The organism is Natronorubrum tibetense GA33 (assembly GCF_000383975.1).
GTDB lineage: Archaea > Halobacteriota > Halobacteria > Halobacteriales > Natrialbaceae > Natronorubrum > Natronorubrum tibetense.
Window position 1 is genome coordinate 2,725,735 of the sequence record NZ_KB913017.1, and the last position, 17,657, is coordinate 2,743,391.

Genomic DNA, 17,657 nt, shown 5'->3' on the forward strand with positions numbered 1-17,657 from the left:
GGTCCATTACGGCCGCGTGATAACGTGCGTGAGCACGAACACCGCAATCGCGACGACGGCGACGGTCACGACGCCGAACTCGAGGGCCCCGACGAGATCCGCACCCCAGACGAACATGGCGGCGAACAGCGCCGACAGCACCGCGTTCAGCAGGACCAGTACACGCGGGTCACCCTCCGAAGACTCGAGTCCCTCTTTCAACCCGTCCGGGTCGGCGTCAGGGTCTGCCATGGCTGAATACGCGAACGTCGCCCACTTATCCGTTTCCCTGTCGGAGTCGGCCATCGCACACTCGGCGACACGGGCATTTATATCGGTTCCCACGAAGGTGGCCGATATGCGCGAGGTGACGGTCTCTCGAGTCCTCGATGCCTCACCGGTCGTGGTGGCCCGGTGGCTCGATCCGCCGACCATCGTCGAAGCCGAGGGAAGTTTCACCGTCGAGACGATCGACGAGCAAGGGAACGCGACGGTCGTCGTCGCCAGCGGTCCCGGCATGCAACTGCCGCTGCGGTTCGAGGAGCGCGACGAATCGATCTATTACACCCAGGAGGGCGAACAGGGACCGTTCTCCCACATGGAGACGTGGATCGACCTCGAGGACGTGCCCTCGGGCACGCGGGTCACGATTCGGTCGTCGGTCTCGCTCGCCGCACCGATTCCTTTCGGGGATCGATTGGCCGCCTGGAAACGGAAGGGCGAACTGAAACGAGCGCTCGACGCGCTCGTCGAGGAGTTCGGCGACGTCGAATAAATCGCGGCCGCGAAATCGATTCGGGGCTCTTGTAGCACCACCGAAACCGGTCAGGGTTCTCGGAGGACGACACCGTCGCCGTCGTCCGCCTCGCTCGGGAACGGGTTCTCGAGAACGTTTTCCTCGCCCCACTCTTCGTCCGTGACGAGACAGTCTTCGAGCGACGCCTCGAGACGATCCTCGTCGGTGTCGGTGCCGATGAAGACCAGTTCCGTCCGTCGGTCGCCGTGCTCGTCGTGCCACTCGAGGGTCGGTCGGTTGGAGCGGTAGAGATCCTGTTGCACCTCCGGGAGGGCGGCGATCCACGGACCGCTGGTGGTCGCGCGGACGGACGGTCCCGCGTGGGAAACGTCTATTTTGACGTCTCGCCCGGCGATCCAGACGACTCCCTTCGAGCGGACGATCCCGTCGGAAAGCTCCCGGAGGAACGACGCGAACCGTTCGGGGTGGAACGGCCGTCGGGCGCGGAAGACGACGGAGTCGACGCCGTAGACCTCGTCGGGGTGGCGGTGACCGTGGTCGTGGCCGTGGCCGTGTTCCTCGTGCGTATGGTCGTGGCCGTCTGCTCCGTGGTCGTGGGCGCTGTCTCCATCCTCACTCTCGTCCGCCAGCGCGCGCTGCCAGCCGGCAATCTCCCCCATTCGATCCGGATCGAAGAGGTCGACGCCGAGCACCCGGTCGGGATCGACGGCGCTGAACTCCGTGCGGACGATCTCGGCGTCCGGCTGGAGCGCTCGGACCAGCGCTTCGGCCTCCTCGAGTTCCGCGGCCGAACAGAGGTCGGTCTTGTTGCACAAGACGAGGTTCGCGACCTCGAGTTGCTCGATCATGAGGTCCGAGAGCGGTCGCGTCGCCTCGTCGTCTTCGTCGCCCGCGACCGACCCCTGCCGTTCGGGCACCTCGTCGCCGGCGAAGCAGTCGAGAAAGCGCCGAGTGTCGAGGACGGTCACGAGCGCGTCGATATCGTAGCTGGCGGCCACTCGCGAGGTGGTCGTAAACAGCCGCGCGACCGGTTCGGGCTCCGAGATTCCCGAGGACTCGACGAGCAGGTGATTGAAGTCGCGCTCGCGGGCGAGTCGAACCACCGCGGTCTCGAGGTCGTCCTGCAGTTCACAGCAGATACAGCCGTTCGAGAGTTCGGCGACGCCGTCCTCGAGATCGAGGTCGGAGCCCTCGGCGACCAGTTCGGCGTCGACGTTGACCTCGCCCATATCGTTGACCAGGACGGCGAGGTCGCGTTCGCCCGCGTTCTTCAGCAGGTGGTTGAGGAGCGTCGTTTTCCCCGCGCCGAGGTTCCCCGAGAGTACGGTGACGGGAATGCCGCCGGATTCGGATGACATACCCGAGAGGTTGTGACTCGAGGGTCAAGAAGCGTCGTGTTGTGGCCGATACGCCTCGCAGAGGAGGGGACCGACGCGACAGCTTTTTGCCTTCGGGCCCGAGCATGACCGACGATGACACTCGCCGATCGGATCGCGTCGTTCCGGGAGACACTCGAGGAGTGGCTTCGCGGACTCTTCCACGGGATGTTCACGCACCCGGCCTACGAGAAGATCGAGGCCGAAGCCGAAGACACGGAGGACGCGTTCATGTTGGCGTGTTTCCCCGACGCCTTCGGCATTCCGAGTCCCGTCTCCTACTACACGGCCGAACTGCTGCCCTACCTCGAGGACGAGTATCAGGCCTGGGAACGGCGCATGTGGGACCGCCAATCCGTAATCGAGCGCAAGGGCCACCAGTACCACTTCTGATCGATGGCAACGTTCACCTTCTTCGGCGGCAAGGGCGGCGTCGGCAAGACGACCGTCTCGAGTGCCTACGCACTCGAGTGCGTCGAGGCCGGACTCGAGACGCTCGTCGTCTCGACGGACCCGGCCCACAGCACGGCCGACGTCTTCGATCAGGAGTTCAGCGACGAGCCACAGCCCGTCGAGGGTTACGACGGGCTCTCGGCGATGGAGATCGATCCGGAACAGGAGGTCCAGGACCACCTGATGGACCTGCGCCGACAGTTGAACTCGCAACTGTCGGCGGCGATGGTCAACGAGGTCGACATCCAACTCGAGATGGCTCACCAGACGCCGGGGGCCTACGAGGCTGCCCTCTTCGACCGGTTCGTCGAGGTCATGCGGAACGCCGATCCCTACGACCGGGTGGTGTTCGACACCTCGCCGACCGGGTCGACGCTCCGCCTGCTCGCCCTGCCGGAGCTCCTCGAGCGCTGGATCGACCGGCTGATGGACAAACGCCGGCGCAGCATCGATCTCTTCGAGAAGGCCGCGATCGGCAATCAGGAGCCCCGGCGCGTGATGGAGGGCGACCCGATCCTCGCGCGCCTGCAGGGGCGCAAAGAACGCTTCGAGTTCGCCGGCGAGGTGCTGCGCGAGGACGCCTCCTTTTACCTCGTCCTCAATCCTGACGAGCTCTCGATCCGGGAAACCGCCCGGTCGCTCGAAACGCTCGGCGAGGCCGAGTTGCCCGTGCGCGGGCTCGTCGTCAACCGATTGACGCCCGAACCGGAGCCCCACGAGGAGGGCCGCGGTGCGACCTACCTCCGCGATCGGGTCGAGACCGAACGCGAGCGTCTGGAGTACATCGAACGGGAGTTCGACACGCCAGTGGTTGCGACCATCGAGACGCGCGTCGCGGAAGTTCGAGGGAGTATCCTCGAGGACGTCGCCGGCGAACTCGAGATTTCGGTCGGTGATGACCAACCGCGGACGACCTGATCGGGCTGTTCGAACGCACGATCGTCCGGCTCTTTCGAACGAGAGTGTCCAGTCGTTTTACAGAAATCGGCGTTTTCGGCGGTAACTGGTCATATGATCAGGGCTAGAGCAAACCACAATAAATTATATTTATAATGCTCCCGTTCAACAGACGGTTAGGGAGACAATACCATGGCAGGTGTAATCTGGATCGTGGCACTGGTGCTGACGACGTTTACCGTCGCGTACATCGGGTACGGTCGGTACCTCTCGCAGTTCGTGGGGTTAGACGACAGTCGGGAGACGCCAGCACACAAGTACCAAGACGGACAGGAGTACGTCCCGGCGAAGAAGCCGGTACTACTGGGGCATCACTATTCGAGTATTGCGGGCGGCGCACCCGTCGTCGGGCCGATCACGGCCGCACTGGTCTGGGGCTGGATCCCGGCCGTGCTGTGGGTCGCGATCGGGAACCCGCTGATGGGCGCGGTTCACGACTTCATCTCGCTGTCGAGCAGCCTTCGACACGAGGGGAAGTCGATCGGCTACATCATCGGCGAGTACGTCGGTGAACGGGGCAAAAACATGCTCCTGTGGTTCGCGTTCTTACTGACGATCCTCGTCGTGGCGGTGTTCGCACTCGTCATCGGGGTCGTGCTGAACGCGTACCCGTCGGCAGCGACCGCGAGCCTGCTGTACATTACGCTCGCGTTCATCTTCGGGATCTGGCTGTACCAGATGGGGCTGCCGTTCTCGGTCGGGACGGTCGTCTTCGTTGCGGGCGTCTTCGCGTCGGTCTGGGTCGGCATCCAGTACCCGCTCGCGATCGTCCCTGGCGAGTATCCCGAGGGCACGATTGTTCTGCTCGAGTCGGCGCTGTTCTTCCCGGAACTGCTCGACAGCGCGAACATCGGTGCGTGGGTGCTGATAATACTCGTATACGGGGCCGCTGCGAGCGTCCTACCGGTATGGATGCTGTTGCAGCCGCGTGACTACCTTTCGTCGTTTCTCCTGTACACAGGGGTCGGCGGGAGCCTGCTGGCGGTCATCGTCGGCACGTTCATCACCGGGATGGGCAGTGACGCGGTTCACCCCGATACCGGGAATCAGCTGAGCTTCGATATCGCAACCGGAGCTTGGTACGGCTTCACCGGACAGGGCGGGCCGCTCGCCGAGATGCTGCCGCTCATGCCGTTGTTCCCACTCTTGTTCCTCACCATCGCGTGTGGGACCATCAGCGGCTTCCACTCGCTGGTGTCCTCGGGGACGACCTCGAAACAACTGAACAAGGAAACCGACGCCAAACTGATCGGCTACGGCGGGATGCTCGCGGAGGGACTGCTCGCGGCAGTCGCCCTCTGTGCGGTGACGATCGTCGCGATTCCCGCTGCTGACGGCGGGATCGGTCTCGCGTTGCCGAACTTCGCGACCGGCGGTGGGGCGATCCTCACCGCGCTCGGCATTCCGTTCGAGTACGCCGCGCCGTTCATGGCGCTCGTGCTCGCGAGTTTCCTGTTGACGAGCATGGACACGGCCGTTCGACTGGGCCGGTACATGTTAGAGGAGATCGTCGGCACGCCGGAAACGCCGGTCGAAGAGTACGCATCTAACCGCTACATCAACACGACGTTCATCGCGATCGCGGCGTTCCTCCTGCTCGGTAGCGGTCGATGGGAGGACCTCTGGACGCTGTTCGGCGGCGCGAACCAGCTGCTGGCGTCGCTGGCGCTGCTCTCTGGCACCGTCTGGCTGGCCAACTGGAGCAAATCCAAGCAGCTGATCTCGACCGGCGGTCCGATGGTGTTGATGGGCTTCATCACGGTGATCGGTCTCAGCTGGGTCGGGATCTATCAGATCCTGGCCGGCCGGCTGCTCGGTATCACTGCCGAGGCGGAGACGGGACTGGTCGGGCAGCTGTCGGCGGTCGCCCAGATCATCATCATCGCGATCCTGCTCTACCTCGCGCTCTCGCTGTTCAAGATCGGCTACGACAACATGCAGACGGCTCGAGAGACCGGTGACGGCGTTGCAGCCGACGTGAGTACGGACGACGACTGATCGCGACTCGACGTCGCGATTTCGACTGCGATTTTGCTTTTTTGACTCGAGTAAGAGCGACTGTAACAGCTCGTCGCGCGGATTCGAAGCGAAAAAGACGACCGTCGCGTGGTGGTCGCGACTACAGCTGTAACCGTCGGGAGATCAGGTCGAGAATGCCCGGCTCCTCGCGTTCGATCGAGTCCCAAAGGCGAAAGGCGGTCGCGACGTCGGCGTTCTCGCTCGCGACGAGAGCCTCGCTCTCGGGGGAGACGACGGCCAGATTGATCTCGTAGTGGCCGTGGTAGCCGTACTTCAGCAGCGTTCTCCCGTCGAATCCCGAGACGCGGTCGCGGACTTCGTCGGGGATCGAGGGTGCGACCGCGACGAACGTAAAGTCCGTCGAGAAGTGTTCCTCGTCGGGATCGATCCACTCGTCGGCCAGCCGCTCGCCGAGGTCGACGAACCGGTCGAGCGTCCGGTCGTCGACCCGGTCGACCCGTCTGACGAACAGGTGTTCGGTCGACTCGTGTTCAGCCAGCGACAGCGCGGGATGGAGGAAGTGTTTCTTGCTCGAGAGCGCCATCTGGCCGTACAGCGTGAACGTCTCACCCTCGACCGAGTAGTCCTTCTCGAGGTCGTAGTTGTGCATGAGTCGGTCGCTCACCCGATCGACGTACTCGTCGTCCCAGTCGGGAACGCCCTCGAGCGTCTCGCTCGGGGGCGTTTCGGCGTCCGAACTCGACGGTGCGGTCTTGAGCGGCTCTCCGGCGGTCTCGCCGTCGTCGGGGTCGCGTGTGCGGTCACTCATATCGGTCACCGGTTCGATCGTTCAGAGCGTGCCAGCCGAGGGGTGGCGACTCGGCGCGTGGCCGGTCCATGTGGGCTGATGGCACGACGACTCCAAAAGTCCGTCGGCACCGCTCCGCGGATGGATGCCTCCGTGATAGCACTTAAGCCTCCGTATCGCCAATATGGGACCACTATGGCCAAAGACCGCGAAGCGTGCGGCCGCTGTTCGATGTCGGTCGCCACCGAGGTCGCGAACGCAGACCGGTCCGCCGAGGAGCGGGCCGATCGAGATCCGTACGGCGAGCACCGGATCGAGGTCGACGAAGACCAATTGCGAACGTTCTCGCCGGGCGCGTGGCTCTCGGGCGTCTCGAGCCGTCTCGACGACGCCGCTCAGCGCGTGATCTGGGGACGGTAGTCCGAACCGACGAGACGCGACGGTGACTCGAGCGGCTAGCACTTGTTCAGGCGGCCGACACTCGTGGCGTTTCCACGAGCGGAGAATACGCTTTTCGTCGTCGGTACGGATTACTCTCGAGAGCCTCAGTTCGTCGTGATGACTTCGATCACGTCCCGCGACTCGACCTCGTAGTCCTTGCCGAGTTGCCGGTTCGATCGGCAGTCAATGGCGTGGAGGAAGCCGTCGCCGATATCGGAGTGGAGGCTGTACGCGAAGTCCTCTGCGGTCGAGTTCGGCGGGATCAGATAGCAGTCGGGGAGCACCTCGCCGCGTTCGTTGCCGAGGCCGTTCGCGCCGCCGGGGAATACCGGCGTTACTTCGAGGACGTCGAACAGCGCGGTCTCGATGGCCGCCTGCACGCCGCTCGCGCCGTACTCGGAGAGGAAGTCGCGGATCTGCTCTAACCCCTGTTCTTGCTCGTCCGAGATGTCGCCGACGATCTCGAAGTCCTCGTCGCCGGGTCGGTAGTCGACGACGCCCGCCTGATCCGCCGATTTGAGCGCCTTCTCGGCGTGGGCGCTGCAGGGGACGATCGTCAGGTGCTCGTACTCCGGATCGTTCGTGATCTCCTCGTAGTTGTCCTGGGCTTCGGGCGTGTCCATCTTGTTCGCCGCGATGACCATCGGCTTGGTCTCCTTGCGGATCTCGCGGGCCAACTCGAGTTTGTCCGCGTCCTCCCACCCCTCGGGGTCGAAGCCGACATCCGTGCGCCGAATGAGTCGCTTGATCTCGTCCTCGTTGGTCTTGAACGCGCTCATCTGGACGGCGAGTTCCTCCTCGATGGCGTCGTCTTCGGTCGTGTAGCCGGAGGCGTAGCGGTCGATCCCTTTCTCGAGGACGCCGAGATACCACTGGTCGAGTTCTTCCTCTAAGAAGGCGATGTCCTTGCGCGGATCGTGGCCCTCGGTGGGTTCGCCTTCGAGGTCGGTCTCACCGGAGAAGTCGACGACGTGGACGAGCACGTCGGTCTCGTTTAAGTCCGAGAGGAACTGGTTCCCGAGACCGTTACCCTCGTGAGCGCCGGGGATCAGCCCGGCGACGTCGACGAGTTTCGTCGGGACGAAGCGGGTACCGTGGTCGCAGTAGCCGACGTTCGGGGTACACTCCTCGTCGAACTCGGGGGCGGCGCAGTCGACGCGCACGTAGGCCTCGCCCACGCTGGGGTCGATGGTCGTGAAGGGGTAGGCGCCTTCGGGAACGTCGTTCATCGTCGCTGCATTGAAGAAGGAGGACTTGCCGACGGAGGGTTTGCCGACGAGTCCGATCCGATAGCTCGTACTCATTATCTGTCCCTCGAGCGGCCCGGCTAAACGGGTTTCCTTCCGTTTCGAGAATGCTACGTGTGACCCTGCCATACAGTTATTCGAACCGCCGGCCGCTCGGCGACCGTCGCACTAAACGGGTACGACGCAGGCGCTCTCGGGCACGTCGTTCATCGTCGCCGTCGCAGAATCGCACAGCGATTCTGCGGCCCGTCAGCGCGAAGCGCTGACGACGGCATTGAAGAAGGAGGACTTGCTGACGGAGGGTTTGCCGACGAGTCCGATTCGGTAACTCGTACTCATTGTCCGTCCCACGAGCGGGGCCACTAAACGGGTTTCCTTCCGCTCTCGCAGTGTGATGCGTGTACGTGGCACAGGAATCGGTCGGCTGCACATGGCTCGAGACCATCGTTCGTCGGCGCCGTCGTCGCACTGTTTCGTACTCTCGCACTGTCCCGTCTCCGGCAGTCGGTTAGAGCCGTTCGCTCTCGTCTGCATCTCGGATGCGCCACCAGTGGACCAACAGCCCGACGCCGGCCACGAAGAGTCCGAGACTGAGGAGGTCGATAATCGTGGCCACACCGCCACTGAAGGCGGTGACGACCTGGAGGAGACTCCACGCCAGCCACATGAGCGCGCCACCGCCAGCCAGAGACAGTTCTCGTCGGGTGATCCGCTCGCGGTCGTATCGGTACAGTGCGACGCCAATCGCAACGATCCAGGCTACAACGAAGACAGCACCGAGCGCCGCACTCGAGAGTCCGAGTGTCTCGGGAATGCTCATTAGTCTCGGTTCGAGAACGTATCGACACGTGTTAAAGATGTTGGTGACGATGAACGACGGAGTCGGTGTCGTTCCCGCGAACTCCCTGTGGGGCCTTCCCAATCGTGATACCACGACCCTCGCAACCCTTATCTGGGGGCCATCCATACGTTTGGTTGTAATGGCAAACGGTAAGGTTGATTTCTTCAACGACACAGGCGGCTACGGTTTCATTGAGACGGACGATGCGGACGATGACGTTTTCTTCCACATGGAAGACGTTGGCGGTCCGGACCTCGAGGAAGGCACAGAGATCGAATTCGATATCGAACAGGCCCCCAAGGGTCCGCGCGCGACCAACGTCGAGCGTCTATAATATCGGTTTCACGTCGCCTTCGGGCGACGCTGACTACTAATTCATTTTTCGCACCGCTACACTCCAGCCACTGGTGACTCCGTCGCTCGAGCCGTGCTCCGGTGGTCAGCGCCGGCTGTGAGAGACGGACGAGCGACGGTCGCTCTCGGCTCCGAAATCAGTATCCCTATCACGAATCGGTACTGACGGGAGTCCATGAAGGTCGGCGCACACGTCTCAATCTCCGGCTCGCGCGTCTCGTCCGACGACGAAACACCGCCGTACGACGACATGCGGAACGCGATTCACCGACAACTCGCCTTCGGCGGCAACTGCGGCCAGGTCTTTACGACTTCGCCGCAGGTCTGGGCCCAGCCCGAACTCAGCGACGAGGCCGCCGAGGGCTTTCGGGAAGAAACCGACGAACAACTCGAGGGGCCGTGGGTGATCCACTCGTCTTACTTGGTCAACCTCTGTACCCCTAAAGACGACCTCCGCCGGAAGTCCAAGGAGAGCATGCAGGCTGAGCTCGATGCAGCCGAGCGCCTCGACATTCCGTACGTCAACGTCCACCTCGGCGCGCACACGGGAGCCGGCGTCGAGGGTGGCCTCGACAACGCGGCGAGTCTGATCGACGAACTCGAGGTTCCCGATGGCGTCGAGATTCTCATCGAGTCCGACGCGGGCAGCGGCACAAAACTCGGCGGCGAGTTCGCCCACCTCGCGGGGATCATCGAACGAACCGAGACCGAGATCGGCATTTGTATCGACACCGCCCACACGCTGGTCGCGGGCAACGACCTGACGACGCCCGAAGCGGTCGACGAGACCGTGGGACGATTCGACGACGAAGTGGGCCTCGAGTACCTCAAATACATCCACCTCAACGACTCGAAACACGACGTCGGCACCCACAAGGACGAACACGCCCACGTCGGCGAGGGCTACATCGGCGAGGACGGCATGAAGGCAATCGTGAACCACCCGGATCTGCGTGAACTGCCGTTCGCGCTCGAGACGCCCACCGAGGACGGCCGCGGCTTCGCGTGGAACATCGAGAAGGTGAAAGAGCTGCGCGACTCGGAGTGAGCGGAGCGAACGAGAGTCGCGAGATTGGGAGCGGTGCGGCCAGCGAGCCGCGTAAGCGTCTCGAGATTCGAACGCGTCTTTTTCCACCGAATTACGGTACTTCCGACGGGAGCGTAGCGAGATACGTGCCCGCGAATACGACACCGAGAAACGGCGGCAGGATCGTTCCGACGAGGATCGGCACCGAGATCTCGATCCCGCCGTAAAGATCCACTACCGTAATCGCGGTCAGTACCGGTGCGACGAGCGCGGCGAACACGAGTAACACGCCGGCGAACACGTACCCCCACCGCCGCTCCCGCCAGAGCCAGCGGGCGCTGATGGCGAGGGCGGGGACGAGAACGCCGAGATCGACGACGTAGGTGTACGCGGCTTCGTCGCCGAGTTGATCGATCGCCGACGGAAGCGTCCCCGCACTGAGAGCGGGAAGGATGTCCGACAGCCACATGGCCGCGAGTCCGACCGCGGCGACCGCGAGGAATCCCGCGTAGACGCGTACCGGCAGCGCACCGCGTGCTGCGTCGCCGATTGCGGTCGCGTCCGTTCTGGCGGAGCCGCTGATCAGCGTAAACGTCGAGAGGGCGAAGAGCGCGACGTAGCCGAGGAAGAACTCGTTGTACGCGACGACGAACGCGTAATGCGTCCACATGTACGTCATGAACGCGAGCGAGCCGAGCCACGCGATGCGACCGCGTACCGACCCGCGCGTCGCGTACAGTAGGCTGATCGCGAGCACGGGAACGCCGATTACGAGGACGACGGCGTCCTGTGCGTGTATTCGCAGCAGTTCCCCAGCGGGCTCGGCGTAGTGACCGTCCCGGAACAAACCGAGAAGGCACGACGTACTCGCGAGCGCGAGGATCGCCACCGAGGATGCAACCTCCCAACGGTTCGGCGAGGCATTCATGCGAGATCACTCTCGAGCGAAATACGCGCCGAAGAGCAGCGGTGCGGCGAGCAGCGTTATCGGGACGACGATCCAAACCTGCCCCCCGAGCACGTCGTACTGTGCGATAGTCTCGCTGACGGGAACTCCCTCGAGGTAGCCGATCAGGAACTCGAAGCCGACCGTCAACACGACCCAGATCATTCCGACGAGTAGTCGTTCCGTTCGAGTGTAGTCGATCGACGTATATGCGAAATAGCCGGCCGAAACGGCGAGAATCGCGACGACCAGGAGGGCCGTACTGAGTAGATGGCCGGGATACGTTCCGATCCGCGGAATGAGCATCGTCTCCCTGAAGATCCCGTTGATGACGGCGAGGACGGCCATCACTACCCAGAGGCCGAGCGGGTAGACGATGGCCGTCGGCTGTACGGAGTGGCGCTGTGCGGCCGGCGTCTGGCTCGGCGAACCCATGTTCCCACGGTTACGCCGAGGTGCCTGAAAAATCGACGGGGTCCGCCGTCGACCGACGTATCGGATCGAACTACGCCACTCGAGCGAGTGAAACGAACGAGCGCAGTGTCGCTGCGGGCGGCGAGCGGCGCGATCCGTAGCCCATCGTGCATCGGTCGGTATCGCGTTTGCGACTGTCAGAGGAAGGTATAGGATTCGCCGCTGCTAACGGTCAGATATGAGCGACCCTAACAGGACGCCAGCACTCGGGATCGGACTCGGAATCGCCCTCGTCGCCGTGGGTATCGGTGCCTATGTGCTCTCCGACTTCGCGAGCGTCACGGCGCTCATTCCGGCCGTCTTCGGCGTCGCCATCGCGGTGCTCGGCGTTGTCGGTTGGCAAACGGATCGCCAACGGCTCGCGATCTACGGAATCGGCGCACTCGCGTTGCTCGGCGTGTTGGGGTCCGCTCGCGGGATTCCGGACGTCGTCGCGCTGCTGACGCGGGGGGCGGTCGAGTCGACCGTCGCCGCCGTTGCACAGGGATCGATGATCCTCATCGGGCTCGTCCTGCTCGTCGCCGTGGGACGAGACCTGCGGAACAATTCTCGATAAGGTGATCTTCGGCCACGCCGGCCAGAACCGCGAATCGACCCGTTTTTACTCGACCCATTCGTACCCCGTCCCGTGCGCGAGTTCTCCGAATCCTACCTCGAGCGGACCCGCGAGGGTATGTGGGACGACTCCCGCGAGGCCCTCGAGCCGCTCGCTCTCGAGACCAGGTCCCGAATCCTCGATGTCGGTTGTGGCACCGGCGAACTGAGCCGCGTCCTGCGCGAAGAGGCGGCAGACGACGCCACGGTGGTCGGCTGTGATGTCGACCTCGATCTGCTCGCGGCCGCAGCCGATCGCGATTCGGCTGGCAACTCGATCCCGCTTGTCGCCGGCGACGCCCTCCGATTACCGTTTCCCGACGATACCTTCGACCTCGTGGTCTGTCAGGCACTGTTGATCAACCTCCCCGATCCCTCCGCCGCGCTCTGCGAGTTCGCGCGCGTCTCGACCGACCTCGTCGCGGCCGTCGAACCCGACAACGCCGCCGTCGAGATCGATTCGAGCGTCGAGCGCGAAGGTCGACTCGAGCGCCGGGCCCGACGAGCCTACCTCGCGGGCGTCTCAACCGATGTCGCGCTCGGCGCCGACGCTCGCGAGGCGTTCGAGCGAGCGGGCCTCGAGGTGTGCGAGACCCAGCGGTACGACCACGTTCGGACGGTCGCCCCACCCTACAGCGAGGGGGCGCTGCTCGCGGCCCGGCGGAAGGCGACCGGGGCGGGGCTGGCCGACGATCGGGAGACGATGCTCTCGGGGGCGTTGAGCGAGTCCGGGTACGACGACCTCCGAAGCGCGTGGCGGGAGATGGGTCGAGACGTGATCGAACAGATGGAGTCGCGGGAGTATCGCCGCGAGGAAGCGGTTCCGTTTTTCGTCGTCGTCGGCCGCGTCTAGCTCGACGGATCCACCCCGTATCAGTCGTGCCCGGCGTCGCCTTCGGAACGGTAACCGACGAGAGAGACGAGGACGCCGGTGAACCCGATCGTGACGAGCAGCATGCCGGTGACGATGTCGATGACCGAAAGCAGGGCGAGCACCGACCCCGTCATCACGAGAGCGAGATTGGCGATCATCGCAGTACGCGGCGAACGGATCCGGTCGGCGAGTGACGGCGCGCTCATACCGCCGACACTGGACCCGACGGATATAGCCGTTCTCCTCGAGGCTCGGCCTGGGAGAGATGTCGGGCCGTCGGTCGGATCGAGCCGACCGATTTCCGCGGACAGTGTCGTCGGGTTACATGTACTTCGGCGACTAACAACTCGGTATGGCCGCAATCGAACTCGAGGGACTCACGAAGGATTACGGGGAGGTGCTCGCCAACGACGACGTGACGTTTTCCGTCGAGCGCGGCGAAATATTCGGCTATCTCGGCCCGAACGGAGCCGGGAAGACGACGACGATTCGGACGCTGCTCGGCCTCCTCTCGCCGACCGATGGCTCGGCCCGACTGCTCGGTCACGACATCGCCGACGAGGGCGAACTCATCGAGGCCAAACGCCGCCTCGGCTACCTCCCCGACAGTCCCGCGTTCGACGAGACCGCGACGGGCCGGGAGGTCCTCGAGTTACACGCCTCGATCAAGGGCGACGAGCGCAGCGACGAATTGCTCGAGCTGTTCGACCCGCCGCTCGATCGCCTGGTCCGGGACTACTCCCGCGGCAACGTCCGAAAGCTCGGGCTCGTGACGACGTTCATGCACGAACCGGAGCTGGTGATCCTCGACGAGCCGACGGGCGGGCTCGACCCGCTGATGCAACACCGGTTCGCCGAGTTCCTTCGCGACGAGCGAGAACGGGGCGTAACTGTCTTCTTTTCCTCGCACATTCTCGGCGAGGTGCGCCGGCTCTGCGATCGAGTGGGAATAATCCGCAACGGCCGACTCGTCACGGTCGAACCCGTCGAATCCCTGCTCGACCGCAGCGGAAAGGTGGTCCGGCTGCGCGCCGCCGATCCGATCCCGCGCGACACCCTCGAGATCGACGGCGTCCACGACCTCGAGGCGACGCTGGATCGCGGCGCGGACTCGAGTAGGGAATCCGCTCGTGACGACTCGAAATCGACGTTTACGGAGTGTACGTTTACGTTCACCGGCGACGTTAATGCGTTGCTCGAGCGCCTACGGGAGTATCCCTTGCTCGACCTCTCGATCGAGGAAGCGCCGCTCGAGGACGTGTTTATGCGATTTTACGGCGGCGAGGTGGACGGGGAAGAGAGCACCGCGGCCGGTCGTCAGGGGACCCCCACGGAGGTGACCGACGATGTTTGAACTCACCCGCTACGACGGTCGCCACCGTCTGAAGGGCAGCGTCTACCTCTCGATTGCGATGTCGCTGCTGGCGGTCGTCGTGATCTGGATCTACCCCTCGTTCAGCGGCTCCTTCGAGAACGTCGACGAGGAGTTCCTGCAGGCCTATCCCGACCAGATCATCCAGATGTTCAACATTCAGACGATGGCTTCCCTCGAGGGCTTTCTCGCGTTCGAGCTCTACGTCTTCGGGTGGATCATCCTGCTCGGGCTCTATCTGGCGTACCTCGCGGCTGGAGCGATCGCCGGCGACGTCGAGTGCGGTCGGATGGACATCCTGCTCTCGATGCCCATTTCGCGGGCCCGAACTGTCGGCGAGAAGTTCGCCTCGCTCGCCGTTCCCATCGTCGTCGTCAACCTCATCACGCCGTTCGTCGTTTACGTGGCGGCGGTTCTGGTCGGCGAGCCGCTTTCGGCCGCGGATCTGGCGGCCGTCCACCTCCTCTCGATTCCGTACCTGTTCGCCTGCGCCGGCATCGGGCTGATCGCCTCCGTCGCTGTCGACCGGACGAGCATCGCCCAGCGAATCGCCCTCGGCGTCACGTTCGGGCTGTTCATGCTCGAGTCGCTGCTTTCGGGGACTGACTACGAGGTGATCGGGGCGGTCGCACCGATGCGGTACTTCGATCCGAACGAGATCCTGCTCGAGAGCACCTACGACCTCACCGGCGCCGGCGTTCTGATCGTGATGACCGTCGCGTGCGTCGTCGCTAGCCAGCTTTGGTTCAGGCGGCGAGACATCCAGTAGCGGATTCCAGTTTTCATCGCCCGGGACGGCACGTCCCGGTACGCGAGCTACGGGTCGTCGCGACGGTGTTCGTCGTCGAGTTCTCCGAGTCGATCGAGTTCGCGCTCCGCCTCCGGAGAGCGTCGGTGCTGGGGCGACGTGATCGCCTCGCCGGAGCCTTCGATACGCTCCTCGGCGTCTTCGACGGCGATCCACTCGCGGAGTCGGGCGATAACCCCTCGAACCATACTGACACTTCGTGTGGGGGCGATGAAAAGTATCAGGTTCGTACGAGTGCTCGCCCATGCCGACCCCCGTACCGATCAGACCACGTCGCCGCGCACCGTCACGCCCTCTTGCTCCTCGCGCCAGGCGTGCAGTTCCCCGGCCGCGTCCGCGGCAGCTTCTGCGTCCATCCCGAGCATCTCGAGTGCGCTCGAGAGCGCCGGGAGCGCCAGTTCGCTCTCGCGAAGCTTTCGGAACGCCTCGTCGCTGCGGGTTCCCTCGGCCCAGAGACAGACCCCGCGGGGGTCGAGCAACTGGGTGTAATCCTCGCGCATCGTCGCGCCGCGCAGGCGCTGGGTGACGTTATCCTCGAAGGGGGCGTTGCAAACCTCGAGATGGATCGGCTCCTCCTGACCGGAATCGCCCAGCAGGTGGGCGGCGAGACACTTCTCGGGGGCGGCATGTCCGTTCGCGTTTGCCCGGAGGTACTCCGGGTGGTCGGCGGCCCAGTCGGCCCGGACGGACTTGCCGACGCCGTCGACGCCGAACGTTGCGTCCGGATCGCCGCCGTTGGCGCTGTCGTCACGCATCAGAATGTCCTTCGTCAGGTAGATGTCGAGCCGTTCGACGGGATCGAGCCCGAGCGCGACGTCGCCGAAGGCCCAGACCTCTCGCACCGGAACGGGCATTCGTTCCTCCTCGACGGTGTCGACGAGTCGCTCGAGCCGGTCGACCGCGTGACTGCGCGCAAAACCACTCATTACCGGACATGGGGTCTCGAGTAGCAAAACGGTTTGTCACGCCGTCTTCGATTCGTCGGTCGAGATGTGGATCGTCTTCCGGACGGTCGCGTGGACGGTTCCTGCTGCGTCGACGAGATCGACAGTGTAGTGACGATCGATTGACTCCGTTCCATCGGTCGAGAGTTCGGCACGGATCGCCTCGAGTTCTTCGTCGGTCAGACGGAATCGTGCGTATAACGTCTCGGTACCGGGCTTTTTGAAGCGAATATCGGCTTCTTTGTCCCAGACGACGTACCCGTCACCGAGCGTTTTCAGTAGCATCATCATGTAGAACGGGTCGATTGCGCCGTAGAGGCTGCCGCCGAAGGTCGTCCCGACGTAGTTGCGTGTCCGCCAGTTGTGTGGGACTTTTATACGAATTTCTTGCCAGTCGGGGGCGATGTAGGTGACCCGACCGCCGGTTCCGCGGTAGGCCGGAAACAGATTGAACCCCAGTTTGTAGAGCCGTGAACGGAGCGTCGCGAACATAACTGCAGTCGTGGGTGGCTCCCGAAAGCTATTCGGAAACGACTGGGCCGTCACTGGCCGTTGTCGTCGGATCGCCCGGAGAGTGAGGGTTGTCCCCCGCTATCGAGCCCCCGAACCATGATACACACTCACGTGTCAAGAGAGCACCTTTTTTATTGGTTCCCGGCGAACGAATCCCTATGAGACACCGAATCTTCAACGAGGACGGCGACGAAGAGCTCGTCTTCGTCATGGGCTGGGGCAACCGCTGGACCCACGAGAACGTCAGCTGGCTCATCGGCAAGCTGACCGAGGCCGACTACCGGGTGCATGCGTTCGAACTTCCCACCAACATCGACGATTTCAAAGCCGACTGGCTCGAGCCGATCGCCGAGTACGTCGTCGAGTTCGACGAGCAGTACCAGCTGCTGGGCCACAGCGCGGGCGCGCTCGTCGGACAGGCTCTCGACGGCGCGGAGAACCACGTCTACCTGAGCCCGTGGTGGGGGTACGGCGCGGACTACGCGGAGCCGCTGCTCGATCTCGCCTCGAAACTGCCGACGACGCTCCCCTGTCTCCCGGCCGGCGAGATGGGCCGCGAGGCCCTCGGCGAACTGGCGACCGACCACCAGATCGCGACGACGCCGGACTGGGTGTCGCCCGCGTTCGTCCGGGAGACCCGTCGGGCACAAGACGAGTTGCTGACGATCGACCACGACGCGGTCGTCTTCTGCTCGCTGCGCGATCCTGTGGTCAGCCTCCGCCCGATCGGCGAGCGCGTCCCCGCCGAACACGTCGTCCTCTACGACGGCGGCCACGAACTGTTCTCCTCTGCGAGCCGCGATCGCCACATCGAGACGTTGCTCGCCGCGCTCGAGGATGGCGCCGACGCCGTCGAAGACGACGAGGACGAAGCGGACGAAGAAGAGCCGGTTCCGGCCTGAGATGCCTGGTTCGGCGCTGTACGTATCGTGA

The 17,657-nt window shown here is 64.0% G+C and carries 23 protein-coding genes; 12 read left to right on the forward strand and 11 right to left on the reverse strand.

Going from position 1 to position 17,657, the window contains the following annotated elements; all coding sequences use genetic code 11:
- Positions 1–6 precede the first annotated feature (6 nt).
- Positions 7–231: a hypothetical protein gene (locus NATTI_RS0114135; RefSeq protein WP_027119171.1), complete on the reverse strand. Its 225-nt coding sequence runs from the start codon at positions 229–231 to the stop codon at positions 7–9.
- Between the two features lie 106 nt (positions 232–337).
- Between NATTI_RS0114135 and NATTI_RS0114140 the strand changes: the two genes are divergently transcribed.
- On the forward strand, positions 338–754 hold the full coding sequence (locus NATTI_RS0114140) for an SRPBCC family protein (protein ID WP_006090115.1): 417 nt from the start codon (positions 338–340) through the stop codon (positions 752–754).
- Positions 755–804: 50 nt separating this feature from the next.
- Here NATTI_RS0114140 and NATTI_RS0114145 read toward each other — a convergent pair whose 3' ends face one another.
- Positions 805–2,094 (reverse strand): CobW family GTP-binding protein, encoded by a 1,290-nt coding sequence (locus NATTI_RS0114145; RefSeq protein ID WP_006090116.1) that lies wholly within the window; start codon positions 2,092–2,094, stop codon positions 805–807.
- Between the two features lie 114 nt (positions 2,095–2,208).
- On the opposite strand from NATTI_RS0114145, the gene NATTI_RS0114150 reads away from it, so the two are divergent.
- From NATTI_RS0114150 to NATTI_RS0114160, 3 genes are all read left to right on the forward strand, one after another.
- Entirely contained in the window at positions 2,209–2,505 is a 297-nt protein-coding gene (locus NATTI_RS0114150; protein ID WP_006090117.1) for a hypothetical protein, read from the forward strand.
- 3 nt (positions 2,506–2,508) lie between these two features.
- Complete coding sequence (locus NATTI_RS0114155) at positions 2,509–3,483, forward strand: ArsA family ATPase (RefSeq protein ID WP_006090118.1); 975 nt, start codon at positions 2,509–2,511, stop codon at positions 3,481–3,483.
- Positions 3,484–3,654: 171 nt separating this feature from the next.
- Complete coding sequence (locus NATTI_RS0114160) at positions 3,655–5,520, forward strand: carbon starvation CstA family protein (RefSeq protein ID WP_006090119.1); 1,866 nt, start codon at positions 3,655–3,657, stop codon at positions 5,518–5,520.
- A 121-nt stretch (positions 5,521–5,641) separates the two neighbouring features.
- On the opposite strand, the gene NATTI_RS0114165 is transcribed toward NATTI_RS0114160, so the two are convergent.
- Positions 5,642–6,310 carry a hypothetical protein gene (locus NATTI_RS0114165; protein WP_006090120.1) on the reverse strand — a complete coding sequence of 223 codons (669 nt, stop codon included), beginning with the start codon at positions 6,308–6,310 and terminating at the stop codon, positions 5,642–5,644.
- Positions 6,311–6,484: 174 nt separating this feature from the next.
- Here NATTI_RS0114165 and NATTI_RS0114170 point away from each other — a divergent pair, with 174 nt between their 5' ends.
- Positions 6,485–6,709 carry a hypothetical protein gene (locus tag NATTI_RS0114170; RefSeq protein ID WP_006090121.1) on the forward strand — a complete coding sequence of 75 codons (225 nt, stop codon included), beginning with the start codon at positions 6,485–6,487 and terminating at the stop codon, positions 6,707–6,709.
- 125 nt (positions 6,710–6,834) lie between these two features.
- Here the strand turns inward: NATTI_RS0114170 and NATTI_RS0114175 are convergent, their stop codons facing one another.
- Complete coding sequence (locus tag NATTI_RS0114175; protein WP_006090122.1) at positions 6,835–8,034, reverse strand: redox-regulated ATPase YchF; 1,200 nt, start codon at positions 8,032–8,034, stop codon at positions 6,835–6,837.
- Positions 8,035–8,485: 451 nt separating this feature from the next.
- Complete coding sequence (locus NATTI_RS0114180) at positions 8,486–8,797, reverse strand: hypothetical protein (protein ID WP_006090123.1); 312 nt, start codon at positions 8,795–8,797, stop codon at positions 8,486–8,488.
- Positions 8,798–8,957: 160 nt separating this feature from the next.
- Here NATTI_RS0114180 and NATTI_RS0114185 point away from each other — a divergent pair, with 160 nt between their 5' ends.
- Positions 8,958–9,152: a cold-shock protein gene (locus NATTI_RS0114185; protein WP_006090124.1), complete on the forward strand. Its 195-nt coding sequence runs from the start codon at positions 8,958–8,960 to the stop codon at positions 9,150–9,152.
- Between the two features lie 195 nt (positions 9,153–9,347).
- Positions 9,348–10,220, forward strand: coding sequence for a deoxyribonuclease IV (locus NATTI_RS0114190; protein WP_006090125.1), 873 nt, complete (start codon positions 9,348–9,350; stop codon positions 10,218–10,220).
- A 91-nt stretch (positions 10,221–10,311) separates the two neighbouring features.
- On the opposite strand, the gene NATTI_RS0114195 is transcribed toward NATTI_RS0114190, so the two are convergent.
- Both NATTI_RS0114195 and NATTI_RS0114200 read right to left on the reverse strand, forming a co-directional pair.
- A complete protein-coding gene (locus tag NATTI_RS0114195) occupies positions 10,312–11,127 on the reverse strand; it encodes a hypothetical protein (RefSeq protein WP_006090126.1) in 816 nt (271 codons plus the stop codon).
- A gap of 6 nt (positions 11,128–11,133) precedes the next feature.
- Positions 11,134–11,580: a hypothetical protein gene (locus tag NATTI_RS0114200; protein WP_006090127.1), complete on the reverse strand. Its 447-nt coding sequence runs from the start codon at positions 11,578–11,580 to the stop codon at positions 11,134–11,136.
- Positions 11,581–11,797: 217 nt separating this feature from the next.
- On the opposite strand from NATTI_RS0114200, the gene NATTI_RS0114210 reads away from it, so the two are divergent.
- Both NATTI_RS0114210 and NATTI_RS0114215 read left to right on the forward strand, forming a co-directional pair.
- On the forward strand, positions 11,798–12,175 hold the full coding sequence (locus NATTI_RS0114210; RefSeq protein WP_006090128.1) for a hypothetical protein: 378 nt from the start codon (positions 11,798–11,800) through the stop codon (positions 12,173–12,175).
- A 72-nt stretch (positions 12,176–12,247) separates the two neighbouring features.
- A complete protein-coding gene (locus NATTI_RS0114215) occupies positions 12,248–13,066 on the forward strand; it encodes a class I SAM-dependent methyltransferase (protein WP_006090129.1) in 819 nt (272 codons plus the stop codon).
- A 20-nt stretch (positions 13,067–13,086) separates the two neighbouring features.
- Here NATTI_RS0114215 and NATTI_RS0114220 read toward each other — a convergent pair whose 3' ends face one another.
- A complete protein-coding gene (locus tag NATTI_RS0114220) occupies positions 13,087–13,293 on the reverse strand; it encodes a hypothetical protein (RefSeq protein WP_006090130.1) in 207 nt (68 codons plus the stop codon).
- A gap of 146 nt (positions 13,294–13,439) precedes the next feature.
- Between NATTI_RS0114220 and NATTI_RS0114225 the strand changes: the two genes are divergently transcribed.
- Positions 13,440–14,441 (forward strand): ABC transporter ATP-binding protein, encoded by a 1,002-nt coding sequence (locus NATTI_RS0114225; RefSeq protein WP_006090131.1) that lies wholly within the window; start codon positions 13,440–13,442, stop codon positions 14,439–14,441.
- A complete protein-coding gene (locus NATTI_RS0114230) occupies positions 14,434–15,228 on the forward strand; it encodes an ABC transporter permease subunit (RefSeq protein ID WP_006090132.1) in 795 nt (264 codons plus the stop codon). The genes NATTI_RS0114225 and NATTI_RS0114230 overlap by 8 nt, the downstream gene beginning before the upstream one ends.
- 47 nt (positions 15,229–15,275) lie before the next feature.
- On the opposite strand, the gene NATTI_RS0114235 is transcribed toward NATTI_RS0114230, so the two are convergent.
- The 3 genes from NATTI_RS0114235 to NATTI_RS0114245 all read right to left on the reverse strand — a co-directional run bounded on the left by NATTI_RS0114235 (position 15,276) and on the right by NATTI_RS0114245 (position 16,703).
- Positions 15,276–15,455 carry a hypothetical protein gene (locus NATTI_RS0114235; protein WP_006090133.1) on the reverse strand — a complete coding sequence of 60 codons (180 nt, stop codon included), beginning with the start codon at positions 15,453–15,455 and terminating at the stop codon, positions 15,276–15,278.
- A 75-nt stretch (positions 15,456–15,530) separates the two neighbouring features.
- Positions 15,531–16,193: a DUF7095 family protein gene (locus tag NATTI_RS0114240; RefSeq protein ID WP_006090134.1), complete on the reverse strand. Its 663-nt coding sequence runs from the start codon at positions 16,191–16,193 to the stop codon at positions 15,531–15,533.
- A gap of 36 nt (positions 16,194–16,229) precedes the next feature.
- Positions 16,230–16,703 (reverse strand): DUF4442 domain-containing protein, encoded by a 474-nt coding sequence (locus NATTI_RS0114245; protein ID WP_006090135.1) that lies wholly within the window; start codon positions 16,701–16,703, stop codon positions 16,230–16,232.
- A 179-nt stretch (positions 16,704–16,882) separates the two neighbouring features.
- Here NATTI_RS0114245 and NATTI_RS0114250 point away from each other — a divergent pair, with 179 nt between their 5' ends.
- Positions 16,883–17,626 carry an alpha/beta fold hydrolase gene (locus NATTI_RS0114250; protein WP_006090136.1) on the forward strand — a complete coding sequence of 248 codons (744 nt, stop codon included), beginning with the start codon at positions 16,883–16,885 and terminating at the stop codon, positions 17,624–17,626.
- Positions 17,627–17,657 lie beyond the last annotated feature (31 nt).